The organism is Acidovorax sp. GW821-FHT09B03, assembly GCF_059418305.1.
Genome location: NZ_JBWKPP010000017.1, coordinates 145001 through 170545, shown reverse-complemented (window position 1 = coordinate 170545; position 25545 = coordinate 145001). Strand labels below are relative to the sequence as shown.

Here is a 25545-nt window from a genome sequence, read left to right as displayed (position 1 = left end):
CCTTTTCTTGGCCCACCTTCTTTTGGCGACGCAAAAGAAGGTGGGTGCGCCGCCGGGCGCACATCCCGGCTCCCGCCCTCCGCAAAGAAACAGCAGCAACCACAGCCAAAAAGCTACCTCCGCTGACGCGCCGGCTTCACCGCCGGCCCCTTGATCAACGGATCGTCCAACACCTTCAACAAACACTCCCTCAACCACCGATGCGCCGCATCCGCGCTGTACCGCGGATGCCACGCCATCCGCGTGGTATCACTCGGCAAAGGCAAGGGCAAGGCAAACACCTCCAGCTTGAGCGACGGCGACATGCCCCGCGCCACCCGCTCAGGCACACAAGCCACCAGGTCCGACCGCGACGCCGCAATCAGCGCCGCAAAGGCACTGGGCACCTGCAGCGCCACCAGGCGCGTGAGCCCCAGCACAGCCAGCGCATCGTCCAGCGTACTCGGCTCCCCGGGCCGCAGCGTAACGCCCACATGGCGCACAGCGGCCAGGCGCGCCGGGGTCAGCGGCCTGGCGAGCAAGGGATGGCCCGCGCGCGCCGCGCCCACCAGTTGCTGCTGCGACAGCTCCTGCCACTCCACCTCGGGGTCGCGGCTGCGGAACACGCCCACATCCAGGTCCACCCGGCCCTCGCGCAGGGCCGCAGGATCGCTGTGGCTCTCCGCCAGGAACTGCAGGCTGGCCAGCGGCATCTCCTGCGCGAGTGCCTGCGACAGCGCAGCGCCGTAGACCACCGCCATGCCCTCGGGCGCGCGCACCACGAAATGCCGGCGCACCTGGGCCAGGCCGCCCGGCCCCTCACCCGGTGACTGCAGCGCCCGGGCCTGGGCCAGCAGCTGGCGCACGGGTTCGGCCAGCGCCAGGGCGCGCGGCGTGGGCACCAGCTGGCGGCCCGCACGCACCAGGATGGCGTCGCCGAACGCCTCGCGGATGCGGGCCAGCGCATGGCTCATGGCCGGCGTGGAGAGGTGCACGCGCTCTGCCGCCGCCGTCACGCTGCCGGTAGCCAGCAGGGCGTCGAGCGCGACCAGCAGATTGAGGTCATAGGTTTTCATACGGTGCAACTGTATGTTCAGATCATTGCACTGTACACAACTACCACCAGCCAGGACACTGCTGGCCATGACGACCACGACTTCGACCACCTCCCCCACCCGCCGCGGCATCGCGCTGACGATGGCAGCCCTGATGCTCATGCTGGTGCTGGCCGCGCTGGACCAGACCATCCTCTCCACCGCCCTGCCCTCCATCGCGCGCGACATGCCGGGCACGCTGCCGCCGGCCTGGACCTTCTCGGCCTACCTGCTGGCGGCCACCGTGGTGATCGCGCTGTACGGCCGCCTGGCCGACGTGCATGGCCAAAAGCCCATGCTGCTGGTGTCCATCGGGCTGTTCCTGGGCGGCTCGCTGGCCTGCGCGCTCAGCCAGAGCATGCTGCAGCTGGTGCTGGCGCGCGCCCTGCAGGGTGCGGGCGGCGGCGGGCTGATGACGCTGACCATGCTGACCGTGGCCGCCATGTTTCCGCAGGCAGAGCGCGGGCGCTACCAGTCGCTGCTGGGTGCGGTGTACGGCGTGGCCACCATGTTCGGGCCGCTCACGGGCGGCTGGCTCACCGAGCACCTGTCCTGGCGCTGGGCCTTTGGCCTGAACGTGCCGCTGGCCCTGGTGGCTTTCGGCATCCTCGCGGCCACGCTGCGCCGCCAGCCGACGGGGCCGCGCACGCCCATCGACCACCTGGGGGCCCTGCTGCTCACCGGCGCGCTGTGCAGCGCCCTGCTCATGACCCAGCACCAGCGCCTGCAGCTGCCCGACTGGCTGTCAGCCGCCGTGCTGGGCACTGCGTGCGCGGTCTGCACCGCCGCCTTCCTGCTGCGCCAGCGCCGCGCCGCGCACCCGCTGGTGCCGCTGTCGCTGTTCGGCCGGCCCGTGTACGCAGCAGCCTCCGCCATCGGCCTGGTGACGGGGGTGGCGCTGTATGCCGCCGTGGTCTTCATGCCGGCCTACCTGCAGACGGCCCTGCACCTGGCGCCCACCGCGGCCGCCTGGCACCTGCTGCCGCTGATGGCCGGGGTCACGGGCGCGGCCATTGCCAGCGGTCGCCTGCTGCGTGCCCGCATTCCGGCACGCCGCATGGGCATGCTGGCCAGCGCGCTGGTGGTGCTGGGCTTTGCACTGCTGGCCGCAGGCATGCAGTGGGCCCCGGCCCAGCCGCTGGTGTTGTCGCTGTGCCTGCTGCCGCTGGGCGCGGGCATCGGCGTGCTGTTCCCCATCATCACCATGGTGTCGCAGCGTGCATCGCCCCTGCCGCTCATGGGCATCGCCACCGCCGTACCGGTCATGCTGCGCAGCCTGGGCGGCGCCGTGGGCGTGGCCTTGCTGACCACGCTGTTCGCCGAGGTGATGCACACGCTGGTGGCCGCCCACCCCGCGGCCATCGCCGAAGCCGGCCCCCATGCGCTGCAGGCCGTGTGGGCTGCGGCCGCCGCCGTTGCCGTGCTCGGCGTGCTGGCGTGCCGCTGGCTGCCGGATGCGCCCATGGAGCAACAGGCGCAGCAACCGGCGGTGAGCGCGGTCGCCGCAGGTGGCGCCGTAGCGGCCTGAGCCGGGGATCGATCAGAGCGAGCGCGTCAGCCCGCCATCCACGCGCAGGTTCTGGCCCGTGATGTACGCCCCGCCTTCCGACGCCAGAAAGGCGATGGTGGCGGCGATTTCCGCGCTCTTGCCATAGCGGCCCAGGGGCACGGTCTCGCGGCGCTCCTCCGTGGCGGGCAGGCTGTCGATCCAGCCGGGCAGCACGTTGTTCATGCGGATGTTGTCCTTGGCGTAGCTATCGGTGAACAGCTTGGTAAAGGCGGCCAGCCCGGCGCGGAACACCGCCGAGGTCGGGAACATCGCGCTCGGCTCGAAGGCCCAGGCGGTGGAGATGTTGATGATGCTGCCCCCGCCCTGCTTTTGCATGTGGGGCACGACCAGGCGCGTCGGGCGGATCACGTTGAGCAGGTAGACGTCCATGCCCGTGTGCCATTGCTCGTCCGTCAGCTCCAGCACCGGCGCGCGCGGGCCATGGCCGGCGCTGTTGACCAGCACGTCCACACGGCCCCAGCGGGCCACGGCCTGGTCCACCAATCGACCCAGGTCCTCCACCGACTGGTTCGAGCCGGTCACGCCCAGGCCGCCCAGTTCGGCCGCCAGCGCCTCGCCCTTGCCCGACGAGGACAGAATGCCCACGCGGTAACCATCTGCCGCCAGCTTGCGCGCTGCAGCGGCGCCCATGCCGCTGCCACCAGCGGTGACGAGGGCTACTTTTTCTACTGCCATACGGAATGCTCCTGAAAATGCTGGCTCAAAGAATAGCATCCAGAGTCCGCCCGAGGGTGTAGCGGCCCAGGCATTTGCCTGTAGATTGGCTACACCCTGACGACAAGCCCGGGGCTGGTGAGCAGCACAAAAAACAGCAGCAACCGCCGAGGTGTCAGCCCACTCCCCGGGGCGCCAACAGGGCCCCGACCAGCGCCTTGCCGTACTTGCGGACGGCAAGCACCGACAGCACCAGCGCCACCAGTTGCTCGCCAAAGATCAGCACCATGCCCAGGAAGGGAACCTCCAGCCAGGGCGCCACCATGCCCACGATGGAAAACGGCAGGCGCACAAAACCGATGACGGCATAGACCAGCCCCACCAGAATGGCATAAGACCAGGCACCCGGCGGGTAGCCGCGGATGAAGAAGGCCGGCAACAGCAGCGGCCATGCCAGGTAGATGAGCTGAAAGCCCAGCATGTAGGCCAAGGCCCCCATGTCCGACGCGTGCGCCGCACCCGACGCAGCGCACATTGCGGCCAGCAGCGCTGGTTTGATTTTTGCCATCTTCTTCACCCCCCCGTTGTGTCTGTGGTCGCGGGCGGCCTCGCCATCCTCTCCTACCGGCCCGCGGCGCATGGTGCCACAAACGGCCAGGGAACCACGCCACAGAGGGCTGCGTGCGGATCGCCTACCGCTCTTGCCGGGCCTGCGCGCGGGCCAGCGCCACGGCGTCGGCCCCTGCAGGAAAGCGCAACTGCGCCCCCTCGTCCGTCGCGGCGCGCCACACGGCCTCGGCCACATCGGCCTCGGTGGTCACGGCACCGATCTGTGCGAACGATGCGAACACACTCTGCGCATAGGGCGCATAGGCCTCGGGGATCAGGCCCTGCATGCGCTCGCTGCCATTGCTGGTGAAGCGGGTGGACGGCGCATAGCCCGGCTGCACCAGCTTCACGCGCACGTCGAAGGCTTCGAGTTCGAAGGCCAGCGACGCCGTGAAGCCCTCGATGGCCGTCTTGCTCGCGGTGTAGGCCGCCACCAGGGGCATGGGCGCCAGGGTGGCGCTGGAGGTCACGTTGACGATGGTGCCCGCGCGGCGCGCACGCATCTGCGGCAGCACGGCCTGCGCCATGGCCATCACGCCGAAGGTGTTGGTCTCGAACACCTCGCGGGTCGTGGCCATGGGCGTGGCCTCGACCGCGCCGAACAGGCCGATACCGGCGTTGTTCACCAGCACGTCGACGGGCCCGGCCTCGGCCAGCAGCGCGGCAATGCTGTCGGCGCGGGTCACGTCCAGGGGCAGCACGCGCATGCGCTCGCCAGCGGGCAGCAGGCCGGCGCGCGGGCTGCGCATGGTGGCGATCACGCTCCAGCCCTGGGCATGGAAATGGCGCGCGGTTTCGAGGCCGTAGCCCGAGGAGCAGCCGGTGATGAGCACGGTTGGGGTCATGGTGATGTCCTTGAAGAAGAAAAAAGAAGAAGAGGAGAGGGGTGGGTTGACAAGGCCTCAACGATAGGGATCAATAGCCGGACAATCCACAATGAAAAGTCCTGTTTTCATTAGCAATCGTCCGGTCATGAACGATCCCCTTGCCGAAGTCATCGCCCTCTTGCAGCCCCGTGCCGTGCTCTCCAAGGGCATCAGCGGCGCCGGCCGCTGGGCCGTGCGCTATGCGGATTTCGGGCACCCGAGCTTTTGCGTGGTGCTGGAAGGCGGTTGCCGCCTGGCGGTGGACGGGCAGGACGCCATCACCCTCGACGCAGGCGACTTCGTGCTGCTGCCGGCCACGCCGGGCTTCACCATGTCGGGCACCGAGCCGGCGGCGCCCCGCTACGTCGACCCGAAGACGGCGCCCGCCCCCACCAGCGAAGTGCGCCACGGCGATCCCGACGGCCCGCCCGACGTGCGCCTGCTGGGTGGCTACTTCGTGTTCAGCTCGCCCGACGCGGCGCTGCTGGTCTCGCTGCTGCCGGCGCTGATGCATGTGCGTGGGGTCGAGCACCTCGAGGTGCTGGTACAGCTGGTGAACCGGGAGTCGGGCGCGGAGCGCCCGGGCCGCGAGCTGGTGCTTTCACGCCTGGTGGAGCTGCTGTTGATCGAGTCCCTGCGCTCGACCTCATCGGGCGATGACGCGCCCCCGGGCCTGCTGCGCGGCCTGGCCGATGCGCGCATTGGCCAGGCCATGCGCCACATGCATGCCAGCCCGTCCCGCCCCTGGACCATGGCCCAGCTGGCGCAGACGGCGGCCCTGTCGCGCTCGGCCTTCTACGAGCGCTTTGCGCGCGCCGTGGGCATGCCGCCCATGGAATACCTGCTCGCCTGGCGCATGGCCCTGGCCAAGAACCTGCTGCGCCGCCAGGACCTGGCGATTGCCGAGGTGGCCGAGCGCGTGGGCTACGGCTCGGCCAGCACCTTCAGCACCGCCTTCAGCCGCCACGTGGGGCTGGCGCCGGGGCGGTATGCGCGGGCGGGCTGAGGCTGCGCAGCGCACCCTCCTGCAAGGCGGTCACGGGCCCGGCCACCAGGGAGGCCGCCATGGCCAGCGCCCACAGCAACAGGAGCAGCAAAAAACGCCTCGCGTCGCCCGAAAGCGCCAGGAGGTGTCGTTGCAGTCGGGGCAGCAGGCGCCGCAGGATCTGGAATGTGTTCATGGCAGTCCACGAATGCTATCGGGCGCTGGCGGTTCTGTATGTCCCTAGAACTTGTGACAAGGACACCCGGAACCGACCCGTGCCAGAAGGCGTGCAGGCGCTGCAGGTTTTACTCAAGAAGCCGCCGATTGCGGCGCAAAGCCTTGCCATTCAATGGGCAAGGCGCACGCCCTGCGCCTGGCTGCCCAGCTTCAGGTACAACAGCCCGTCTGCGCCCAGCCACCAGTTCGCAGCCGGTGCGGGCACTTGCGCCGCACTGCCCTCGGGCAGCACCCACTGCGGCACCAGCCGCCAAGTCTGCCCACCCTGGGCCACGGTGAAGGCCCCGTCCCTGGATGCGGCTTGCACCGTCAGCCCGGAGCCTGGCATGGCCGCCCGGAAAATCGCCTGGGCCTGGGTGGCATTGAGCAGCGCCGGCAACAGCAGTTGCCTTGGGCCGGCTCCCACCTGGAAGAAGATGTGGCCTTGTTCGTCCACACCGATCTGAGGACTGCCAGTCGCCGATCCCGAACCGGTCCAGCCAGGCTTGAGCACGTAGGTGCGACCCCCTGTGCGCAGCTGGATGGCGCCCTCGGCACCCAGCCTGATCTGCGCATCGGGCAGCAGCGCCGTGACGGCACCTGCCAAGCCGGCAAGATCTGCCACCGCCGGCGCAAACTGCACCACCACCCCGCCGCGCACCCAGCGCAGCAGGCCCAGGGGAGTGAAGGCCAGGCCATCGGGCTGCGTCGCATCGATGGTGATGGGCATGGCAGGCAGCAGCTGGAACACCTGGCCCCCGTCGCGCACCAGCACCACGCCCGAGGTGGCGATTTCCAGCCCCTGGGCCAGGTTCACGCCCGACAGGCGCGCCAGCGGGCCGCTCAGCCGGGCGAAACCCTGTTTGTCCACCTCGATAGAGGTCGGCAGGTTGGCAAACGCCATCGGATCGCCGGGCTGCGAGGCATCGCCTTTCAGCGAGCCCAGCGTGATGGAGACCACGGCCCCTTGCTCGTTGACCTGCAGCCTCTCACCCGCCTGCAGTCCCATGCGCCCCACCTGCGGCAGACTGCCCTCGGGCGGCACCAGGGCCCCCGTGAGCACCGCCACGGTGAGCGGCTGGGCCTCGATGGCCGTACCGGCACGGCTTGCGCTGAGCAACACATCCCCCGCCAGCGCCATGGGCTGGCCTTCGGCGCTGGCGGTCATGGACGCCCACCCCTCCAGCACCACCAGCACCAGCACACTCTGGCCGTTGACCTGGGCCACGCGCAGTTGCGTGCCGGGGCTGGCCTGCACCTGCAGCGCCTGGCCGTTGATCGTGACCTGCAGCGTGACGGGCGTGGTTCCGGTGCCCGGAACGACGATGGCTGCGCCGCCAGCGCCCGGCCCCACCACCACCGGCAGCGCGGGGTCGGTGATGGTCGTGGTGCCTGGGCTGGTCACGGGCAGGCTGGGGGCCGAAGGCAGCGGATCGACCGCCGCGGCCGTGGGCGTGACAGCGGCGCTGGCCGCCGAGGCAGCGCCCGCACCCTGGGCACTCGAGGCCACCACGGTGAAGGTGTAGGCCCGGCCGCTGGCCAGGCCTGTCACCGTGCAGGAAGTGGCAACCGGGCTGCCGGTGCCCACGGAGCAGGTCCTGGTGCCATCCTCGACGGCGGCCACCGTATAGCCGGTGATGGCGCTGTCGCTGGCGGGAGCAGTCCAGGACACGCTGGCTCGCTGCGTGCCAGCCGTGGCCGCGACAGCCGCAGGCGCGCCAGGCGGCTGCAGCTCGACCGCGCCGATATCGCAAGCGCCATGCACATTGCGCGCCAGGCCACGCTGGTCGATGGCCTGTGCAGTGCAAGAGCCCGTCACGTCGATGGCCGGACTGCCCGCGCCCGGCAGCATGGTGTGCGTGGCGCCACCGTTGTCGGCCAGGGGCTGCAGCAGGGGATCCGCGTTGACCAGGTCCGTGCAGATCACAGGGCTTGGGCAACCACCCTCCACGAGGCTGCGGGCCACGGTCAGCCCGGCGCCGGATCGAACGGAGACCTGTGGCTGGGACGAGGCTCCGCCCTTGCCGAAGACCGAGGACGCCACCGTGTGGCTGCCTGCAAAAGCATAGATCGCGGCCCCCTGCCAGGTGGAGGTATTGCCGCTGAAGGTGGATTGGGAAAACGCGACTGGTCCGGTCCCGTTCATGTACACCACCGCACGGTCGGACGCAGAGTTGCCGCTGAAGGTGGATTGCCCGATGAGCCCGGCAACCGGGTTGGAATTGGCCGCCAGGACAGCACTGCCCTTGACGGCGGCATTGCCGGTGAACGAAGAGCGGGTGATGGTGAAGCCGTCATCCGAAAGGTACAGCGCACCTCCGTCCGAGGATGCTGTGTTGCCCCTGAACACGCTCTGATCGATGGTCGTTGCGTTGCTTGCGTTGCCTGCAACGCGGATTGCGCCTCCGTTGCGCGAAGCGTTCCCGTCGAACACCGTTTTCGAAATGCCCATGCTTCCAGCGCCCGTCAGATAGATGGCGCCTCCCCGGGCACTTGCGGTGTTGTTGCGAAAGACGACATTCGCGATGCTGGGCCCGCATTGCATTCCCGATCCCCAGCCATTGCAGAACAAGCCGCCACCACCATACTCGGTGAACGGACTGGCATCGTCTTTGGCATACCCTGCGACGATGGTCAACCCATCCACGGCAGTATTGCTGCCGGTATAGACGCCATTGCCATTCGCACCCAGGCCGCCGATCACCACCACATGAAAGCTGTTGTCCGTTGCATCGCCCGCCACGCCGATGTCACCCGACAGCACCGTCAGACTGGCATCGCTGCTGCGCTGGGCCAGTGTTGCCTCGGTGCCGGCAAAGCCGCCATAGAGTTTGAGCGGCCGGTCGATTGCAAAGCTCACTGTGCGGTCGGTGCCCGTCGTGGGCTTGTAGGTACCCTGCCTCACCCAGATTTCCGAGCAGGCCGCATCGGCCAGCGCGCCCTCCAGCGACGCTGCCTGGGCCCAACTGCTGCCGTTGCCTGTGCCGTCTGGCGTCACCCGGCACTCGCCTGCCGCATGCACCGCGCCCATCGACCACAGCAGGGGTAGCACCAGCAACAGTGAGCGGCGTGGGCGAGGCTCCCGACGGCAAGGCAAAGAGTGTGTCATGGCAGTTCTCGTCTTCTGAACAATTTGTGCAAGCGGCAGCCTCTGCGGTGCGATACGAGGCATGGCAAATGCGATGTGGCCGGGATGCTATTTTTTTTGCGCGCACCTGTCTGTCCCCAGAACTGAGGACAGACAGCACCGCCCCACTGGCCATAATTGCAGCCATGCCTGCTGCCCCTGACGCCGCCCCCTTGCCCCTGCGCACCGCCACCATCCGCGTGGGTCTGGTGGAGGACGACGCCACAACCCGGGCCATCCTGGAAAGCGCGATCACAGGCCAGGCCGACATGCAGCTGGTACTGCAGGCCGCAAGCCACCAGCAGGCGCTTGCGCTGCTACCGCGCGCGCCCCTGGACGTGCTGCTGGTGGACCTGGGCCTGCCCGACGGTTCGGGCTTGGACGTGATCACCGCCGCGCGCCGGCAATGGCCTGAATGCAGCGTGCTGGTGAGCACCATCTTCGGCGACGAGATGCATGTGCTGCCTTCCATCGAGGCCGGCGCCATGGGCTACCTGCTCAAGGACGCCAGCGCGCCCGGCCTGGTGGACGAGATCCGCAGCGTGCATGCCGGTGGCAGCCCCATCAGCCCGATGGTGGCACGCAAGATCCTGGCACGCACCGCCCTGCGGCAGGCGCCGCGGGAGCCCGGGACGACGGATCGACCGGCCCTTGCGGCATATGAACAGCAGGCCGCGCCGGCACCCCGGCCCGCCGTCACCCTGTCGCCACGCGAGCACGAGGTGCTGCTGCGCGTGAGCAAGGGCTTCACGGCCGAGGAGACCGCCCATGCACTGGGTGTATCGCCCAGCACGGTGCTGACCTTCGTGCGGCGCATCTACGCCAAGCTGGAAGTGAACACACGGGCAGAGGCCATCCTCGAGGCGCAGCGGCATGGCATCTTGCTGCAATAGTGGCAGCCGCGGGCAGCGGCCATCGAAGGAAGGCCTGCGGCCCTGGATGTTGGCTGTGGCACTGGTGCTCTGGCTGACCTTGTGGCTGCTGCTCGCCGCGGCTCCCGCGCAGGCCCAGGGCACCCAGCCGGACCGCCGCATTGGCGAGGCGGTCTTGCTGCACCAGCCTGGGGTCGGCTGGGATGCACCGGCAACGGTGCCGCGTGGCGAGCTGGAGGCTACCGCCGGGGAGTCCGTCGCCCTGCCGCATGCACGGCCCCGCTCGGTCGCAGAACCCGATGAATCCCTCACGGCCCAGCCTCAGGTGGTGTGGTACCGGCTGCCCCTGCCGGATGCACTGCAGGGGTGGAGCGGGGCCGCACTGGCCCTGTACCTGCCACGCTGGCAGACCATCGGCAACATCGCAGTGTATGTGGATGGCCACCGGGTCCATGGCACCGGCATCCACGGCGGCAGCCGGGTCTGGAACAGCTTCAACCGGCCCCTGTGGGTGCAGTTGCCGGCCATGGCGCCCGGCACGCCCGGACCACGCGAGGTGCTGCTGCGCATGGCGAGCCAGCCCGGGGTCGGCGGGGCCCTGTCTGCGGCCTGGATGGGCCCTGTCCCCGAACTGCTCCCCTCCTACCGGCTGCGCACCTGGATGCAGGTGGACTTGCTGGCCATTGTCTCCGCGGTGTACCTGGCCCTTGGGCTGATGGCGCTGGCCGTCTGGTGCGTGCGCCGGCACGACACTCCCTACCTGCTGTTCTTTGCCGCCTCGCTGGCGCATGGCCTGCGCACCGTGCATTTCACACTGGGCGACCAGCCGCTGCTGTTGCCCGAGGCCTGGTTCGGCTGGCTCACGCTGAATGCGCTGGGCTGGTCCATGGTCTTCATCTACCTGTTCATCCTGCGCATCCATGGCCAGCGCCGGCCCCGGCTGGAGCGCGGCATGCTCGTGCTGCAGTCGGTCACCTCGGTCGCCACCCTGCCCATGCCGTGGTTGCTGCAGGTCGACGCCATGCTCCCCCTGGCCACTGCCGTAGCACTCCTCATGCTGGCCGTCGCCGTGGTCTCTGGCAGCCGCGTGGCCTGGAGCGCGGGCACACTGGAAGGCCGGCTGCTGGCCGTGTGGATGCTGCTGTTCATCCCCACCGGCGTACACGATCTGCTGCTGCAGAACTATGTGCTGGACATGGGCCACGTCTACCTGGCCCCCTACACGTCCATCGGCGCGCTGGCCACCTTCCTGGCCATCGGCTACCGCAAGTACGTGGGCGCCATCCGTGCGGTGGAGGAGGCCAATGCCGAACTGGAGCGGCGCCTTGTCGCGCGCGAGGCCGAGCTGGCCGCCAGCTACCGGCAGCTGAGCGCGCTGGAACGCCAGCAGACGCTGGACGCCGAGCGCCGCCGCCTGATGCAGGAGATGCACGACGGCATCGGCTCCTCGCTGATCAGCGCGCTGCGCATGGCACAGGGCAGCCAGCTGACCGAAGCCGACATGGCGCGCGTACTCACCGAATGCATCGAGGACCTCAAGCTCTCCATCGACTCGCTGGAGCATGCCGACACCGACCTGCTGGGCCTCCTGGCCGCCCTGCGCTTTCGCCTGGGGCCGCGCCTGCAGGCCGCGGGCCTCACGCTGCACTGGCGCGTGGAGGACGTGCCCCCCCTGCCCTGGCTGGATCCGCAGAGCGCGCTGCACATCCTGCGCATACTGCAGGAGGTGCTGACCAACATCGTCAAGCACAGCGGGGCCCGTACCATCGAGATCGCCACGGGCACGCAGGCCGGCCACGTGATGGTATGGGTGCGCGACGATGGCCAGCCCTATGCCGGGCCGCTGCAGGCCCACGCATCGTCGCCCGAGCGCACTGCGGGCAAGGGCCTGGCGAATGTGCGCAGCCGGGCAATGGCCATTGGCGGGGAGTGCCGCTGGCAAGCCGCAACGGGGGTACCCGGCCAGGGCAATACGTTCGAGCTGGGCCTGCCGCTGCAGGCGCCGGTGCGCTGACAGGCACCGGCCTTGGGGCAACGGGCGCCGAAGTGCCTGCCATCCGGGCAGTATCAACCCACGCTACTGCCGGTACCCGCCAGCAGGCCGTGCGCAGGAAAACGACGGAACTGCACAAAAAGTCACCGAAGCTCTCTTCACCGGCCCCGGCGAGGCATATAAAGCCCTGTGCAAGGCCATCCCTCCATCCACGACCACTGATCTGCATGCTCTCCACAGACGACCACCCCGCCCCCCTGCCCTGCCTGTGGGCCACCCTCGCCTATGTCGTGGGCGCGCAGTGGGTCCACTGGGGCTGGAGCCGCATCGCGAGCAAGTCCACGGGCCAGGAGGTGTTTCTCCTCATGCTGTTCAGCATCCTGGCCTGGCCCATCGCGGTGGTCATCGCAAGCTCCATCCTCGTCGCCGTGTTCAAGCGCACTCCGGGTGCAGTGCGCGCGGCCATCACGCTGGGCCTGATCGCGCTGGGGCTGGCGGTGTTTGGCGTGCCCACGCTGTGGAATACGGCGTTCACCGCCGGCATCGGCATCACCGCGTTCATCCATTTCCAGCGCGAGGAACAGGACGACGCCGACCTGGAGAAGCTCTAGCCATGGCGGTCAAGGAGCCTCCGCCACCCGGCCTACTCGACTCGTTTTCCAACCCGGTGTGGGAGCGCGTCAGGCTGGACGATCCCAAGCCGCTGTGGATCGTCAAGAGCAGCCACCGCGGCTACAAATGGATGGCCATCGAGCTGGAGCACCGCTCCGAGGGCCTTTTCAGCGATGGCGCATCCAGCACGGACACCACCACCGTCTTCGTGGTCCGGCTGCCCGAGAAATCGGGAGACTGGTTCCTGCCCGCGAGCCGCATCACGGCCCACCGCCAGGTGTGCGTGGACGATGAATGCGTGTATGTGGCCGCCGTGGGCCAGAGCCCCCGCGTGCGCGACTGGCCGCGCTGGCTGGATACCGCCGCCGATGCGGCCGACGAGGTCATAGGTAATCGAGGCAAGAAGGCCCACCCCCCTCGGGGCGACGACGGGGCTGCCGACGACGATGAAAAATCGTGGAACCCGCACGATGGCCGATGGGTGCTGTTCTGGATGATGATCACCGTGCCCGCGGCCTTCATGCTCGCCATGCTGCTGATGGTCTTCTACAAGGAATGGGCGGGAACGGGTGCCGTCAGCCATTGCGACAAGCTGGCCCACCTGGGCTACCAACTGCAGGGCTGGAAGGCCAAGGCCTACCTGGGGCTGTTCATCGTGCCCTTCATCGGCTGGGGCCGCTTGCTGCACACGGTGTCCACCCGCATGCACAAGCCGGGCTTCGTGCTACGCCTGAACCTGGAAGGCGCCGCGCTGGCGGCACTGTCGGTCCTGGCCTTGTTCCTGCAGCAGACCCTGACCGGGTGGGCCAGGACAGCCTGCTGACAAAAGCGGACCGCAAGCCATGGCAGCATGTGCACTTGCGGCAGAGGGCGCTCCACGCCACGCCACGCCACGCCACGCCACGCAACCATCTTCCTCCCTGGAGAACACCATGCCCTCTGCTGCCGACCGCGTTACCCAACTGCTCGAAGACACCCGCGCGCACGATGCGGACCGCTTCACCCTGGTCCAGGCCCTGCGCGAAGCCGTGCTGGGCCTGGATGCTTCCGTGACCGAAGAGGTGAAGTACGGTGGTCTCCTGTTCTCCGCCACCAAGCCGTTCTGCGGCATCTTCTCGTACACGAAGCACGTGTCGCTGGAGTTCAGCGAAGGCGCTGCCCTTCCCGACCCGCATGGGGTGCTGGAGGGCGCAGGCAAAGGGCGCCGCCACATCAAGCTGATCGCGGTGCAGGACCTGACCGCGAAGCACGTGGCGCAATACCTGAAGCCGGCGTTCAAGGCGGCAGCCACGGCGTGACCCGCGCGCTGGCTGCTGGAGCCGCGCGTGCGCAGGTTCTTCGACCTGCAGGTCGATGAGCCCGGGGCATGAAAAAAGGGCCCACAGGCCCTTTCTCCGCCACCAGCGGGAACGGTTTGAACCGCCCTGCCTCGTTCAGGCAAACAGACCCTTGTGCTGGTCCCGCAGCAGGTTCTTCTGCACCTTGCCCATGGTGTTGCGCGGCAGTTCGTCGGCAACGAAGCAGCGCTTGGGGATCTTGAAGTTGGCCAGCTGCGACTTGAGCTGCGCCACGATGGCCTCGCCGTCGAGCTTGGCGCCCGGCTTGGCGATCACCACGGCCACGCCCACTTCGCCGAAGTCCGGGTGGGGCACGCCGACCAGGGCGCTTTCGGCCACGCCGGGCATGTCGTTGATGTAGCCCTCGATCTCAGCGGGGTAGACGTTGTAGCCGCCGCTGATGATCAGGTCCTTGCTGCGGCCGACGATGCTCACGTAGTCGCGCTCGTCCACCTTGCCCACGTCGCCGGTCTTGAACCAGCCGTCCTGGGTGAATTCCTCGGCCGTCTTCTCGGGCATGCGCCAGTAGCCCTTGAACACGTTGGGGCCCTGCACCTGGATGCTGCCGATCTCGCCCACGGGCAGCGGCTTGTTCGCATCGTCCACCACGCGCAGGCCCACCCCTGGCAGGGGGAAGCCCACGGTGGCGCCGCGCCGCTCGGTCTGGCCGGCGTGGCGCTTGTCGGCCGCGTAGGGGTTGGAGGTGAGCATGATGGTCTCGCTCATGCCGTAGCGCTCCAGGATGGTGTGGCCCGTGCGCTGCTGCCATTCGTTGAAGGTCTCGATCAGCAGCGGCGCAGAGCCCGCGACGAACAGGCGCATGTTCTTCGCCGTCTGCTTGTTGAGCCCGGCTTCGGCCAGCAGGCGCACATACAGCGTGGGAACGCCCATGAAGACGGATGCGCGCGGCATGGCGGCGAGCACGGCCTTCGGGTCGAACTTGCTGAACCAGATCATCTTGCTGCCGTTGATCAGCGCGCCGTGGATGGCCACGAACAGGCCGTGCACGTGGAAGATGGGCAGCGCGTGGATCAGGACATCACCGCTCTTCCAGCCCCAGTAGTCCTTGAGCACCTGGGCGTTGGACAAAAGGTTGCCGTGCGTGAGCATGGCGCCCTTGCTGCGGCCCGTGGTGCCGCTGGTGTAGAGGATGGCGGCCAGGTCGTCGGCCGAGCGCTGCACGGGCGTGTGCTCGTCGCCATGGTGCGCGGCGCGATCGAGCAGGCTGCCGGTGCGGTCGTCGCCCAGCGTGAAGACATGCTGCGTGCCCTGGGTGAAGGCGATCTTGCTCACCCAGCCGAAGTTGCCAGGCGTGCAGACCACCACGGCAGGCTCGGCGTTGCCGATGAAGTACTCAATCTCGGCGCTCTGGTAGGCCGTGTTGAGCGGCAGGAACACATAGCCCGCGCGCAGGGTAGCCAGGTACAGCAGCAGCGCTTCGACCGATTTTTCGACCTGAACGGCCACGCGGCTGCCCTCGGGCAGCTTGAGCGAGGCGAGCAGGTTGGCGATGCGGGCGCTGGCACGCTCCAGGTCGCTCCAGCTGTAGAGCAGCGGCCGGCCATCGGCGGTGGAGGTCTCCACCGCCGTGCTGGCCAGGTCGGCGGGGAAGGCAGCGCGCAGGGCGCTGAACAGATTTTGCTGGGGGGTGGTGGAACTCATGGTGCGGTCATCCGGATGTGCAACAAAACGGTGGTTCATTCAAAACACGGGGGGACGTTTTTCGAGGAAGGCGGTGATGCCTTCGCGGTGCTCGGCGCTGTCCGCATAGGCATAGGGGTCGGGGGCATGGCCCGACAGGGGGTCTGCAGGCGGCACGCCTTTGAGCGCGCGCATCGTCTGCTTGTTCAGGCGTGCGGCGCCAGGCGCCAGCGCGGCGATGCGGCACGCACTGGCCACGGCCTCGGCACGCGCTTCTTCGGCACCGGCCACCACGCGGCTCAGAAAACCGCATGCAAGCATCTCGTCGGCACTGAAGGTGGCCGCCTCCAGCAGCATCTGGCGTGCAGTGACCTCGCCCACGGCGCCGGCCACCAGTTGCGCCTCGCGCGGCGCCATGGGGAAGCCCAGGCGCGCAATGGGCGCACCGAAGCGCGCCCCCGCTTGGGCCACGCGCACGTCGCAGCAGCTGGCGATCTCCACGCCCGCGCCCATGCAGGCGCCGGCGATGTGGGCGACGATGGGCACATCGCAGTCGAGCATGGCCGACAGCCCGCCCCAGACATCGCCTTCGTGGAATTCGCGCAGCGCCGCCGCATCGAAGCGAAAGCCCGGGTACTCCGAGATGTCGCCGCCCGCGCAGAAGGCCGTGCCATCGCCCTCGATCAGCACGCAGCGCACGTCGTGGCTGCGCTGGATGTCCTTGAACACCGCACGCAGCTGCTGCCACATGGCGCGCGACATGGCGTTGAGCCGGCCGGTGTGGCGCAGCGTGACCTGCACCACGCCGGCCTGCCCTGCCTGCCCGGCAGCGCGCTCTGCAACGACTTCTGCGGCTGCCATGCTGCGCATCAATCGAGCTTGGCGCCCGAGGCCTTGACCACCGTGGCCCAGCGCTTGACTTCGCTGCTGACCATGGCGCCGAACTGCTGCTGCGTCAGGGTGCCGTACTCGGCGCCGTTGCTGGCCCAGATGGTCTTGATCTCATCGGCCGTGCCGATGCGCTTGACCTCTTCCACGATGCGCGCCTGGATGTCGGCCGGCGTGCCCTTGGGCGCCCACAGCCCGTACCAGGTGGTCACGGTGTAGTCGGGCAGGCCCACCTCGGCGGCGCAGGGCACGTCGGGGAAGGCCGGGTTGCGCTTGCTGCCCGAGACCATCAGCGCCTTGATGCGGCCGCCCTTGATGTGCGCTGCCGATGAACCCAGGCCGTCGAACATCATGTCCACATTGCCCGCGATCAGGTCCTGCAAGGCCGGGCCCGCGCCGCGGTACGGGATGTGGGTGATAAAGGTCTTGGTCTGCTGCTTGAACAGCTCACCGGCCAGGTGGTGCGAGGTGCCGGCGCCGGCCGAGCCGTAGTTGAGCTTGGCGGGGTTGCGCTTGACGTGCTCGATGAACTGCTGGTAGTTGGCCACCGGCACGGCCTTGGGGTTGACCACCAGCACCTGGGGCACGTTGGCCAGCAGGGCCAGGGGGATGAAGTCCTTCTCGATGTCGTAGTCGAGCTTGGGGTACATCGACGGAGCGATGGCGTGGTGCACGGCGCCCATGAACAGGGTGTAGCCGTCGGGTGCGCCCTTGGCCGCGAAGCTGGCGCCCACGGTGCCGCCGGCACCGCCCCGGTTGTCGATGACCAGGGTCTTGCCGACGGTCTTGGAGAACTGGGCGGACATGGGCCGGGCGAAGGCATCGGTGCCCCCGCCAGCAGGGAACGGCACCACCAGGGTCACCGGCTTGCTCGGCCATGCGGACGCCTGGGCCCAGCTGCTGCCACAGGCCAGTGCAGCGGCCGCAGCAGCGGCACCGCGCAGCACGTCGCGGCGCTGCAGGTCGTTGTCTTTCATCTTGTCTCCTGTCTTATAAAAATAAAAATGAAATGGAATTGCCAACACACAAGAGGCGCATGGTAGCGCCGGCTCACGACACGGGTGTCACCGATGCACACCTATCCACACGGGCCGGCAACCAAGCCCTTGCGGACCGGGCATCTGCGCCACGCCCGGGTTCTTCATATCCGTTCTCCACAGCACTGCGCGCCCGCCATCGCGCGAAACTGGCGCGGCTCAAGCCAGCGCCCCCGTGCAAGGGCCGCCCCGCCGCACCGGGGGCGTCCCCCTCCCGACTCGCGCAGCGAGTCGGGAGAGGGGTGAAGGCGCGAAGCGACTCAGGGGGTGCTTCATTTCAGTTTTTGCACAGGCTGTCGATGTCCCCGGAGGTGGGGATCTTGCCCTGCGCCAGCAGGCTGCGGTGCTTGTCGATGCGCTTCAGGTCATACAGGTAGTTGACCATCAATCCGTACGACTGCTTGAGGCCCTTGGTGGAGGGGTCGCCGCCCCAGTTCAGGCGCTCCACGCGCGCACCGTTGCCCAGGTGAAAGCGCGCCACCGGGTCCACGGGCTTGCCCTCGGCCAGCTCGCGCGCCAGGTAATGGGCCGCGCACTCGAGCAGCAGCTGCCGCACGGGCGAGCGCGCGTCCAGCTCCAGCGGCTTTTCGAGTGCGGTGAGCAGGTGCGCGGCCTGTGGCGGCTCGAAGCCCACGGCACGGCCGAGCTCGCCGCGGCGTTTCTCGTCCAGGCGCTCCAGCATGGGCGCGGCATGCTTGGCCAGCCAGCCACGAAAACCCGGAATGGGCGAGAGCGTGGCAAAGGTGCGCAGGCGCGGGAACTCCTCGGTCAGGGTCTCCACCACGTGCTTGATCAGCGAATCGCCGAAGCTCACCCCGCGCAGCCCCGTTTGGGTGTTGCTGATGGAGTAGAAGATGGCCGTGGTGGCCCGGGCCAGGTCGGCTGGTGCGGCGGCCTCGTCGAGCAGCGGCGTGATGCTGCTGGAGATGTGGTCCACCAGCGCCACCTCCACAAAGATCAGCGGCTCGTTGGGCAGGCGCGGGTGGAAGAAGCCGTAGCAGCGGCGGTCGCTGTCCAGCCGGTTCTTCACGTCGGCCCAGCTGCGGATGTCGTGCACCGCCTCGTACTTGATGAGCTTTTCGATCAGCGAGGCCGGCGAGTCCCACGACAGGCGGCGCAGCTCCAGGAAGGCCACGTCGAACCAGGTCGAGAACAGGTGCTCCAGCTCGGCATCGAGCGCCAGCAGGCGCTTGTCGGCCTTGAGCAGGGGCAGCAATTCGGCGCGCATGTCCACCAGGAAGCGCATGCCCTCGGGGAACACCGCAAAGCGCTGCAGCAGCCGCGTGCGCGGCGACACCAGGGCGCGGCGCAGGCTGATCTCGGCCTGGCCCTCCTCGGCCGTGCCGGCCGCGGCCTCGTAGCGCTGGCGGGCCGACTTGAAGCGCGTGGCGTCGGGCGCGAACTGCTCGCACAACAGCAGCCACATGTCGCGCCGCTCTTCCGCAGAAGCCTCGGCATACCACTGGGCCACGCCCTGGGCGCGGCGCCCGCCTTCGAGCTCGCTCACCTGCGGGGCCACCACCTCCTGCAGGTCGGCCAGCAGGCGGCGCAGCGCGCGCGGCGACAAGGCCTCCTGCCCGCGGCGCAGCGTGGCCGCCAGCCGCTCGTTGGTGGAGCGCGGCGCGGCCACCTTGGCCACCACGTCGGTCACGTTGGCCTTGTCAGCAGCCGCCGCTCGCGCGGGCTTGTCGCCGGGGGCCTTGTTGTCGCTGGCAGGGGCAGCGGAGCGCAGGCGCGAGACACTGCGGGCGATCCATTCAGGGGCGGTGTTCATGTTCATCGTGTCAACCTCGATTGCTGGGTGCGGGCTACGTCGCGCAGGGCCTCGCGCTGGCGCAGCAGATGGGTGCGCATGGCCTCCTCGGCGGCATCGCAGTCCTGGGCCTTCAGGGCGGCAAACACCGCCAGGTGCTCGGCCAGGCTCTGCTGCAGGCGGCCTGGCGCATGCAGTTGCTGCAGCCGCGCCAAACGCAGGATCTTGCGCAGGTCGCCGATCACCTGGGCCAGCCAGCGGTTGTCGGCCAGGGTGATGAAGGCCTCGTGGATGGCGTGGTTGGCGGCGTAGTATTCGGGGATGCGCCCGGCCGCCGCGTGCGCCTGCAGGCGCTGGTGCAGCACCTCCAGCGCGGCCACGTCGGCGGCGCTGGCGCGGCGCGTGGCCTCGTGGGCGGCACGCCCTTCGAGCAGCGCGATCACGGGGAAGATCTCGTCCAGGTCCTTGGCCGTGACCTCGGCCACGAAGCAGCCGCGCCGCGGCTCGTGGCGCAACAGCCCCTCGGCCACCAGCACCTTGAGCGCCTCGCGCAGCGGCGTGCGCGAAATCTCCAGCCGCTCGCACAGCGCTACCTCGTCCAGGAAGCTGCCCGGCGCCAGCGCACCGGCAAAGATCTCCTCCCGCAGTCGCGAGGCGACTTCGTCGTGCAGGGAATTGGATACCAGGCGCATGTTCAGGCGAACTCCGGGCGATCAGCTGCCGGCCCTTTGCATTAGGGACCGGCTTTTGCCGCCAACGTGTCCTCAAATGACGACAAACGCTGGCTTTGCTTTCGCATAGACGTAATTTCTCATAATTATGCAAAATGACAAGAGGGAAAGCGTGATTTTTCGTAAGACAGCCCAAAAATCAGGGGAATGCGGCGGGGGAGCAACAAGACAAGGCCTGGATGAGCCGGTGGCTGCGCCCATTTGCAAGGTGCCGACCACCTGAAATCGGCGTGGCCGACAGCATTGAACAACGCCACAGCGCAGCCATGCGCTGCAGTCCGTCGCGCCGCGCTCAATCAGCAGCGTTGCGCCGCGCCACCCAATACGTCGCGCCCTGCGCCCCATAGCGCTCCGCATGCGGCTCGTTGCGGTACAGCGCAAAGGTATCGCCGGGCACGAGGTGGCGCTCCTGCCCTGCGCACGTGAGCCACATCTCGCCCTGCACGACGATCGCGCTCACGCCGAAGTCATGGCGGTGCTCGGGCACGACCTCGTTGGGCGCCCATTCGCGCACCAGCACCTCATCGAAACCGTTGGCCAGCGACTGGGCCTGGAACTGCTCGAAACTGGCGTGACCAGGTGGGTTGGCGGGCGGGGTGGTCATCTGGCTCGTCTCCTGATGGGGTAGCGGGGCAGGACACTAGGCCGGCGCGGACTGGCGGGGCCGCTTCGCGGCCGGCAGGGCGGCAACCGCCCTGGTGCCCTCCTCCGCCGCGATCAGCGCCTTCACGCGCGCCAGGTCGCGCGGCGTGGCCGGGGTGTAGACCACCATGCCCAGGTCGGGCCGGCCATCGACCGCGAAGGCCGAGTACTCGAGGTCGATGGGGCCGGCCACCGGGTGGATCACGTGCTTGGGGTGCTCGCCGTAGCTGCTCTGCACATCGTTGCCGCGCCACAGGGCGCGGAACTCCGGGTCGAGCGCGCACAGCTCGTCCACCATGGGTTGCACGCGGGCAGCGGCGCCGGCGCGCGCCACGTCGGCACGGAAGGCGCCAACGACGAAGCGCGAATCGCGCTCCCAGTTGGGCATCTTGCGGCGCAGCACCGTGCTGCCGAAGACCACGCGCAGGATATTGCGCTGCCCGGCCGGCAGGGCGCCGTAGTCGGTCAGCACGCGGGTGGAGGCATGGTTCCAGGCGACCACGTCCCAGGTGGAGGTCTTCACATAGGCCGGGCTGGTTTCGAGCGAATCGAGCACGCGCTGCAGGCGCGGCGTCACGCCCTCGGCGTCCTGAAAGCGCACCTCGGGCGGGCGGCCCAGGGCGAGCAGAAAGAGGTACTCGCGCTCGGCCTCGGTGAGCATCAGCGCGCGCGCGATGCGCGCCAGCACGTCGGCCGAGGGCGCCCCGCCCCGGCCCTGCTCCAGCCAGGTGTACCAGGTGGCGCTGACATGGGCGCGCTGGGCCACTTCTTCGCGGCGCAGGCCCGGCGTGCGCCGGCGTGCCAGCGGAAAGCCCAGCGCCGCGGGGTCCATGCGCGTGCGGCGGTCGCGCAGGTAGTCGCCCAGCGCGTTGTCCTTGGTGTCCGGCATCGAGAGGGGTCCTTCCTGTTATCGCCTATACCCGTATAAGAACACTACTTTACCCGGATAAGCCGCCTGGTGACACTGCCGTCCTTTCCTCTCTTCTTCACTTGACCAGCAAGGACATCACCATGCGAGTATTCGTGACCGGCGCGACCGGTTTTGTGGGAACGGCCGTCGTCAACGAGCTGATCGATGCGGGCCACAGCGTGCTGGGCCTGGCCCGCTCGGACGAGGGCGCCGAGCGCCTGGCCGCCGTGGGCGCCGAAGTGCACCGCGGCTCCCTCGACGACCTCCCCAGCCTGCGCCGCGGCGTCGCCCATGCCGACGGCGTGATCCACACGGCGTTCAACCACGACTTTTCCACCTATGCCGCCAACTGCGAGGCCGACCGGCAGGTCATCGCCACACTGGGCGCAGAGCTCCAGGGCAGCGACCGCCCCCTGCTCGTGACCACGGGCATGACGCTGCTGGGCACGGGCGGCGTGGGCACCGAAGAGCATGCGCCCGTTCCCAGCAGCGCGGGCGTGCCGCGCAGTGCCTCGGAAGAGGCCGCCGCGGCCCTGGCGCAGCAGGGCGTGCATGCCTGCGTGGTGCGCCTGCCGCAGGTACACGACCCGTTCAAGCAGGGGCTCATCACCTACCTGATCGCGCTGGCACGCGAAAAGGGTACGGTGGCCTATGTGGACGAAGGCGCCAACCGCTGGCCCGCCGTGCATGTGCTCGACGCCGCCTGCCTGTACCGGCTGGTGCTGGAACAGGGCCAGGCCGGCGCACGCTACCACGCGGTGGGAGAGGAAGGCGTGGCGCTCAAGGCGATTGCCGAATCCATCGGCCGCGGATTGAACCTGCCCGTGGTCTCGGTGCCGGCCAGCGGCGCACAGCAGCATTTCGGGTGGCTGGCCCGCTTTGCCGGCATGGACAGCCCGGCCTCCAGCGCGCTCACGCAGCAACGCCTGGGCTGGCGACCAGTGGAAACCACGCTGATCGAGGACCTGGACCGGGCCCAGTTCTGAGCGCCGGGGCAGGCGTCCAGCGCAAGGCGACAAGCCTCCCTACAATGGGCCGCACAGGAGGAGTCCAACGCATGAAGCTGCCCCAGCCAACGCCCCGCCCCATCGTCTCCATGCCACGCCGCACAGCCCTGCTGGCGGCGGCCGCCGCCACGGCACTGGCCGCCTGCGGCGGAGGGGGCTCGTCCAGCGACGAGCCGCCCGCCGAAGCGGTAGGCCAGGTGATCAACTCGTCGCTTCGCTCCGAAGCGACGGGCGGCTCGTACGCCATCCGCGTCTATCTGCCCCCGGCACATGCCGCGGGCACGGCCCCACTGCCCACCATCTATGTGACCGAAGGCGATGCCTTGTATGGCAGCAGCGGCCTGGCCCCCACGCGCTTCGACACCTTCAAGCAGGTGATGCAGCGCCGGGGCACGCAGGCCATCCTGGTCGGCATCGGTGGCACGGCCCAGCGCGGCACGGACTTCCTGCTGCCCGGCGCTGCGGTCTACCTGAATTTCATCACCAAGGAGCTGGCGCCCAGCATCGAGCGCCAGTACCGTGCCGACCCCAAGCGCCGTGCGCTTTCGGGTCTGTCGCACGGCGGCTACTTCGTGGTGGCAGCCCTGGTGATCGAGGGCATGGCCGGCGCCTTGAGCTTCTCGCACTACCTGTCCACCGAGGCCAGCGTGGGCGGCCACGGCAATGCGACCAGTTTCCTCGCCTACGAAAAGCAGCTCGACGGCAAGCCCTTGCCCGCCACGCTGTTCCTCACCGGCGCCACCAACGGCAACACGGTGCTCATCGGCAACCCGCTGTATGTCCAGATGTCCGCGCAGAACAACCCCGGGCTGACGCTGCTCAAGGCGGAGTACAACGCCAGCCACGTAGGCGCCGACGTGCCGGCCTTCGAGGATGCGCTGGCGCGCTTCTTCCCGTGACGCTGGCGGGATGATGCGCAGCACGGCCCGCACCGCCGTGCAGATGGCCTTCGCCACCGGCGCGGGTCACGCGCTCGTGGACCTGCTCTGCGAATTGAATGCCTATTACGCCGATGCCGGCGTGGCCACCGCCCCACGCGAGGCCGTGCATGCGCACCTGCGCGACCACCTGCTTGCGCCCGGCTCTCCCGTGCGCCTGGCCGTGGCCAGCGACGCGGCGGGCACGGCCCTGGGCCTTGCCGCCATCGTGCTGCTGCCCTCGCTGGTGGACCCCAGCCCCGAACACCGGCGCCAGTGCCTGCTCAAGGAACTGTTCGTCGGCGCCCATGCCCGCGGCCAGGGCATCGGCCGCCTGCTGATGGCCTGGGTCGCACAGCACGCGGCCGACGCGGGCTGCGGCCGCATGGATTGGAACGTGAAGGACTCCAACCATGCCGGCATCGCCTTCTACAAAAGCCTGGGCGCCGTGCAGGTGGCCAATCGGCTGAGCTTTCGGCTCACGCGCGAGGCGATGGATCAGCTGGCCGGCGGCTGAGCCGCTCTCAAGGCTTGGCGCCCATCTGGCTTACCTGCCCGATCAGCCGATGGTAGAAGCGGATCGCGTCCGCGTAGTTGGCGATCTCCAGGCGCTCGTTGGTGCCATGAAAGCGCTTCAAGTCCTCCGAATTCGCGCGCACGGGCGAGAACTTGAAGATGTGGTCGCTGACGGCGCCGTAGTGCTGCGAGTCGGTGCCCGCCACCATCAGGCCCGGGGCCACCAGCACGTCGGGGAAGATCTCGCGAATGGTCTGGTTGAGCAGGCGGTACTGGGTGGAGTCGGTGGGTGCGACCTTGGAGGCGTCCACCGCGCCGGGCAGCGTGCTCAGTTCGTACTGCGCGGCGGGGGCGCTGATCTTGCTGCGCATGTGGTCGATCACCTGCTCCTTGCTGTCGCCGGGCAGCAGGCGGAAGTTCACGGTCGCCTCGGCGCGGCCGGGCACCACGTTGTCGCGGTTGCCGGCGTTCACGATGGTCAGCGCCGTGGTGGTGCGCAGCATGGCATTGGTGCTGGAGGCGCCTTCGAGCTGCTTTTGCACCACGGGGCGGAACAGCCACAGGTTGGACAGCACCATCCGGTTCACGCCACCCATCTCGGGCGCCAGCGTGTCGAACAGCTCGCCCGCCACGCCGCGGATGCCGCCAGGCATCTGCTCCTCGTCCAGGCGCTTGAGCGCGTCGCTCATCATGGCGATGGCGCTGCTGCCCTTGTGCGGTGGCATGGACGAATGGCCGGGCGTGCCCGACATCTTCATCACCACCGACAGGTAGCCCTTCTCGGCCACGCCGATGACGGCGGCGGGCTTGGACAGCCCAGGCATCACGCCGTCGAGGATCAAGAGGCCCTCGTCGATCACGAAATCCAGGCGCACCTTGCGCTCCTGCAGCAGCGCAGCGATCTTCGCCGCGCCGCGCAGGCCGCCCACCTCCTCGTCGGCACCGAAGGCCAGGTAGATGGTGCGCTGGGGTGTGAAGCCGCTGGCCAGCAGCATCTCCACCGCCTCGAGCTGGCTCATGAGGTTGCCCTTGTCGTCCCAGGAACCGCGGCCCCAGACGAAACCGCCCTGGATGGCGCCCGAGTACGGGGGCTGCTCCCAGTCGCCCTCGGTGCCGGGGGCCACGGGCACCACGTCCTGGTGGGCCATCAGCATCACCGGGGCGGCATTGGCATCGCTGCCGGGCCAGGTGTAGAGCAGGCTCAGGTCGCCCACCACTTCGCGCTTGAGCTTGGCGTGAACCAAGGGAAAGCGCTGCTGCAGCAGCGCGTGGAACTGCAGGAACTGGCCGGCGCTGAAGTTGGCATCGTCGCGCGAGGACTCGGTGCGCAGGCGTACGGCCTCGGCCAGGCGGCCGGCCACGGCGGCATCGTCCACCGGCAGTTTGGCAATCGGCGCCACCTCCAGCTGGCGCGAGCCCTTGCGCGCGGTGTTGACGCCCAGGGCCACGGCCAGCAGCAGCACCAGGGCGAGCAGCCCCAGCAGGATTTTCTTGATCATGTCGGTCGCGTCTTTCTCTTCAGGTAGGGAGCATTGAAAGCCATCCTAAATCGGTAACGAAATGTTCGTCCAATGCATAATTCAAGTCGT

General features: G+C 68.7%; 24 protein-coding genes. 10 read left to right on the top strand and 14 right to left on the bottom strand.

What is annotated here, in order from left to right:
* Positions 1–113: 113 nt before the first annotated feature.
* Positions 114–1055, bottom strand: coding sequence for a LysR family transcriptional regulator (locus AC07PA_RS25400; RefSeq protein ID WP_494609030.1), 942 nt, complete (start codon positions 1053–1055; stop codon positions 114–116).
* 67 nt (positions 1056–1122) lie between these two features.
* Here AC07PA_RS25400 and AC07PA_RS25395 point away from each other — a divergent pair, with 67 nt between their 5' ends.
* Positions 1123–2601 carry an MFS transporter gene (locus AC07PA_RS25395; RefSeq protein ID WP_494609032.1) on the top strand — a complete coding sequence of 493 codons (1479 nt, stop codon included), beginning with the start codon at positions 1123–1125 and terminating at the stop codon, positions 2599–2601.
* A 12-nt stretch (positions 2602–2613) separates the two neighbouring features.
* Here the strand turns inward: AC07PA_RS25395 and AC07PA_RS25390 are convergent, their stop codons facing one another.
* The 3 genes from AC07PA_RS25390 to AC07PA_RS25380 all read right to left on the bottom strand — a co-directional run bounded on the left by AC07PA_RS25390 (position 2614) and on the right by AC07PA_RS25380 (position 4751).
* Complete coding sequence (locus tag AC07PA_RS25390; protein WP_145696173.1) at positions 2614–3318, bottom strand: SDR family oxidoreductase; 705 nt, start codon at positions 3316–3318, stop codon at positions 2614–2616.
* 154 nt (positions 3319–3472) lie between these two features.
* Positions 3473–3865 carry a hypothetical protein gene (locus tag AC07PA_RS25385; RefSeq protein ID WP_494609033.1) on the bottom strand — a complete coding sequence of 131 codons (393 nt, stop codon included), beginning with the start codon at positions 3863–3865 and terminating at the stop codon, positions 3473–3475.
* A gap of 124 nt (positions 3866–3989) precedes the next feature.
* Positions 3990–4751 carry an SDR family oxidoreductase gene (locus AC07PA_RS25380; protein WP_494609034.1) on the bottom strand — a complete coding sequence of 254 codons (762 nt, stop codon included), beginning with the start codon at positions 4749–4751 and terminating at the stop codon, positions 3990–3992.
* A 127-nt stretch (positions 4752–4878) separates the two neighbouring features.
* On the opposite strand from AC07PA_RS25380, the gene AC07PA_RS25375 reads away from it, so the two are divergent.
* Positions 4879–5778: an AraC family transcriptional regulator gene (locus AC07PA_RS25375; RefSeq protein ID WP_494609035.1), complete on the top strand. Its 900-nt coding sequence runs from the start codon at positions 4879–4881 to the stop codon at positions 5776–5778.
* On the opposite strand, the gene AC07PA_RS25370 is transcribed toward AC07PA_RS25375, so the two are convergent.
* Both AC07PA_RS25370 and AC07PA_RS25365 read right to left on the bottom strand, forming a co-directional pair.
* A complete protein-coding gene (locus tag AC07PA_RS25370) occupies positions 5729–5953 on the bottom strand; it encodes a hypothetical protein (protein WP_145696169.1) in 225 nt (74 codons plus the stop codon). The genes AC07PA_RS25375 and AC07PA_RS25370 overlap by 50 nt on opposite strands.
* A 150-nt stretch (positions 5954–6103) precedes the next feature.
* Positions 6104–9025, bottom strand: a complete 2922-nt coding sequence (locus AC07PA_RS25365; RefSeq protein ID WP_494609151.1) for a choice-of-anchor Q domain-containing protein — start codon at positions 9023–9025, stop codon at positions 6104–6106.
* 221 nt (positions 9026–9246) lie between these two features.
* On the opposite strand from AC07PA_RS25365, the gene AC07PA_RS25360 reads away from it, so the two are divergent.
* From AC07PA_RS25360 to AC07PA_RS25340, 5 genes are all read left to right on the top strand, one after another.
* Positions 9247–9993 (top strand): response regulator, encoded by a 747-nt coding sequence (locus AC07PA_RS25360; RefSeq protein WP_494609036.1) that lies wholly within the window; start codon positions 9247–9249, stop codon positions 9991–9993.
* Between the two features lie 55 nt (positions 9994–10048).
* Positions 10049–11986 carry a sensor histidine kinase gene (locus tag AC07PA_RS25355; RefSeq protein WP_494655395.1) on the top strand — a complete coding sequence of 646 codons (1938 nt, stop codon included), beginning with the start codon at positions 10049–10051 and terminating at the stop codon, positions 11984–11986.
* 206 nt (positions 11987–12192) lie between these two features.
* The gene (locus AC07PA_RS25350) at positions 12193–12576 is read left to right on the top strand and encodes a hypothetical protein (RefSeq protein ID WP_007861108.1); all 384 of its coding nucleotides are present in this window, start codon (positions 12193–12195) and stop codon (positions 12574–12576) included.
* 2 nt (positions 12577–12578) lie between these two features.
* Entirely contained in the window at positions 12579–13400 is an 822-nt protein-coding gene (locus AC07PA_RS25345) for a hypothetical protein (protein WP_494609038.1), read from the top strand.
* A gap of 109 nt (positions 13401–13509) precedes the next feature.
* The gene (locus AC07PA_RS25340; RefSeq protein WP_007861104.1) at positions 13510–13875 is read left to right on the top strand and encodes a DUF1801 domain-containing protein; all 366 of its coding nucleotides are present in this window, start codon (positions 13510–13512) and stop codon (positions 13873–13875) included.
* 135 nt (positions 13876–14010) lie between these two features.
* On the opposite strand, the gene AC07PA_RS25335 is transcribed toward AC07PA_RS25340, so the two are convergent.
* The 7 genes from AC07PA_RS25335 to AC07PA_RS25305 all read right to left on the bottom strand — a co-directional run bounded on the left by AC07PA_RS25335 (position 14011) and on the right by AC07PA_RS25305 (position 21495).
* Complete coding sequence (locus AC07PA_RS25335) at positions 14011–15576, bottom strand: malonate--CoA ligase (protein ID WP_494609039.1); 1566 nt, start codon at positions 15574–15576, stop codon at positions 14011–14013.
* A 39-nt stretch (positions 15577–15615) separates the two neighbouring features.
* Entirely contained in the window at positions 15616–16416 is an 801-nt protein-coding gene (locus AC07PA_RS25330) for an enoyl-CoA hydratase/isomerase family protein (protein WP_494609040.1), read from the bottom strand.
* A gap of 8 nt (positions 16417–16424) precedes the next feature.
* On the bottom strand, positions 16425–17420 hold the full coding sequence (locus AC07PA_RS25325; RefSeq protein WP_494609041.1) for a Bug family tripartite tricarboxylate transporter substrate binding protein: 996 nt from the start codon (positions 17418–17420) through the stop codon (positions 16425–16427).
* A 337-nt stretch (positions 17421–17757) separates the two neighbouring features.
* On the bottom strand, positions 17758–19254 hold the full coding sequence (locus tag AC07PA_RS25320; protein ID WP_035206340.1) for a malonyl-CoA decarboxylase: 1497 nt from the start codon (positions 19252–19254) through the stop codon (positions 17758–17760).
* A gap of 2 nt (positions 19255–19256) precedes the next feature.
* Complete coding sequence (locus AC07PA_RS25315) at positions 19257–19925, bottom strand: GntR family transcriptional regulator (protein WP_494609042.1); 669 nt, start codon at positions 19923–19925, stop codon at positions 19257–19259.
* 331 nt (positions 19926–20256) lie between these two features.
* The gene (locus tag AC07PA_RS25310) at positions 20257–20568 is read right to left on the bottom strand and encodes a cupin domain-containing protein (RefSeq protein ID WP_494609043.1); all 312 of its coding nucleotides are present in this window, start codon (positions 20566–20568) and stop codon (positions 20257–20259) included.
* A 36-nt stretch (positions 20569–20604) separates the two neighbouring features.
* Entirely contained in the window at positions 20605–21495 is an 891-nt protein-coding gene (locus tag AC07PA_RS25305; RefSeq protein ID WP_494609044.1) for a helix-turn-helix transcriptional regulator, read from the bottom strand.
* A 122-nt stretch (positions 21496–21617) separates the two neighbouring features.
* On the opposite strand from AC07PA_RS25305, the gene AC07PA_RS25300 reads away from it, so the two are divergent.
* The 3 genes from AC07PA_RS25300 to AC07PA_RS25290 all read left to right on the top strand — a co-directional run bounded on the left by AC07PA_RS25300 (position 21618) and on the right by AC07PA_RS25290 (position 23957).
* Positions 21618–22502 carry an SDR family oxidoreductase gene (locus AC07PA_RS25300; RefSeq protein WP_494609045.1) on the top strand — a complete coding sequence of 295 codons (885 nt, stop codon included), beginning with the start codon at positions 21618–21620 and terminating at the stop codon, positions 22500–22502.
* A gap of 71 nt (positions 22503–22573) precedes the next feature.
* Entirely contained in the window at positions 22574–23422 is an 849-nt protein-coding gene (locus tag AC07PA_RS25295) for an alpha/beta hydrolase (protein ID WP_494609046.1), read from the top strand.
* A 10-nt stretch (positions 23423–23432) separates the two neighbouring features.
* Positions 23433–23957, top strand: a complete 525-nt coding sequence (locus AC07PA_RS25290; RefSeq protein ID WP_494609047.1) for a GNAT family N-acetyltransferase — start codon at positions 23433–23435, stop codon at positions 23955–23957.
* Between the two features lie 7 nt (positions 23958–23964).
* Here the strand turns inward: AC07PA_RS25290 and AC07PA_RS25285 are convergent, their stop codons facing one another.
* Positions 23965–25455, bottom strand: a complete 1491-nt coding sequence (locus AC07PA_RS25285) for a M20 family peptidase (protein WP_494609048.1) — start codon at positions 25453–25455, stop codon at positions 23965–23967.
* Between the last annotated feature and the right edge of the window lie 90 nt (positions 25456–25545).

Coding starts and splice junctions, on each gene's coding strand:
- AC07PA_RS25400 (WP_494609030.1), bottom strand. CDS start 1,055: ATGAAAACCTATGACCTCAATCTGCTGGTCGCGCTCGACGCCCTGCTG.
- AC07PA_RS25395 (WP_494609032.1), top strand. CDS start 1,123: ATGACGACCACGACTTCGACCACCTCCCCCACCCGCCGCGGCATCGCG.
- AC07PA_RS25390 (WP_145696173.1), bottom strand. CDS start 3,318: ATGGCAGTAGAAAAAGTAGCCCTCGTCACCGCTGGTGGCAGCGGCATG.
- AC07PA_RS25385 (WP_494609033.1), bottom strand. CDS start 3,865: ATGGCAAAAATCAAACCAGCGCTGCTGGCCGCAATGTGCGCTGCGTCG.
- AC07PA_RS25380 (WP_494609034.1), bottom strand. CDS start 4,751: ATGACCCCAACCGTGCTCATCACCGGCTGCTCCTCGGGCTACGGCCTC.
- AC07PA_RS25375 (WP_494609035.1), top strand. CDS start 4,879: ATGAACGATCCCCTTGCCGAAGTCATCGCCCTCTTGCAGCCCCGTGCC.
- AC07PA_RS25370 (WP_145696169.1), bottom strand. CDS start 5,953: ATGAACACATTCCAGATCCTGCGGCGCCTGCTGCCCCGACTGCAACGA.
- AC07PA_RS25360 (WP_494609036.1), top strand. CDS start 9,247: ATGCCTGCTGCCCCTGACGCCGCCCCCTTGCCCCTGCGCACCGCCACC.
- AC07PA_RS25350 (WP_007861108.1), top strand. CDS start 12,193: ATGCTCTCCACAGACGACCACCCCGCCCCCCTGCCCTGCCTGTGGGCC.
- AC07PA_RS25345 (WP_494609038.1), top strand. CDS start 12,579: ATGGCGGTCAAGGAGCCTCCGCCACCCGGCCTACTCGACTCGTTTTCC.
- AC07PA_RS25340 (WP_007861104.1), top strand. CDS start 13,510: ATGCCCTCTGCTGCCGACCGCGTTACCCAACTGCTCGAAGACACCCGC.
- AC07PA_RS25335 (WP_494609039.1), bottom strand. CDS start 15,576: ATGAGTTCCACCACCCCCCAGCAAAATCTGTTCAGCGCCCTGCGCGCT.
- AC07PA_RS25330 (WP_494609040.1), bottom strand. CDS start 16,416: ATGGCAGCCGCAGAAGTCGTTGCAGAGCGCGCTGCCGGGCAGGCAGGG.
- AC07PA_RS25325 (WP_494609041.1), bottom strand. CDS start 17,420: ATGAAAGACAACGACCTGCAGCGCCGCGACGTGCTGCGCGGTGCCGCT.
- AC07PA_RS25320 (WP_035206340.1), bottom strand. CDS start 19,254: ATGAACACCGCCCCTGAATGGATCGCCCGCAGTGTCTCGCGCCTGCGC.
- AC07PA_RS25315 (WP_494609042.1), bottom strand. CDS start 19,925: ATGCGCCTGGTATCCAATTCCCTGCACGACGAAGTCGCCTCGCGACTG.
- AC07PA_RS25310 (WP_494609043.1), bottom strand. CDS start 20,568: ATGACCACCCCGCCCGCCAACCCACCTGGTCACGCCAGTTTCGAGCAG.
- AC07PA_RS25305 (WP_494609044.1), bottom strand. CDS start 21,495: ATGCCGGACACCAAGGACAACGCGCTGGGCGACTACCTGCGCGACCGC.
- AC07PA_RS25300 (WP_494609045.1), top strand. CDS start 21,618: ATGCGAGTATTCGTGACCGGCGCGACCGGTTTTGTGGGAACGGCCGTC.
- AC07PA_RS25295 (WP_494609046.1), top strand. CDS start 22,574: ATGAAGCTGCCCCAGCCAACGCCCCGCCCCATCGTCTCCATGCCACGC.
- AC07PA_RS25290 (WP_494609047.1), top strand. CDS start 23,433: ATGATGCGCAGCACGGCCCGCACCGCCGTGCAGATGGCCTTCGCCACC.
- AC07PA_RS25285 (WP_494609048.1), bottom strand. CDS start 25,455: ATGATCAAGAAAATCCTGCTGGGGCTGCTCGCCCTGGTGCTGCTGCTG.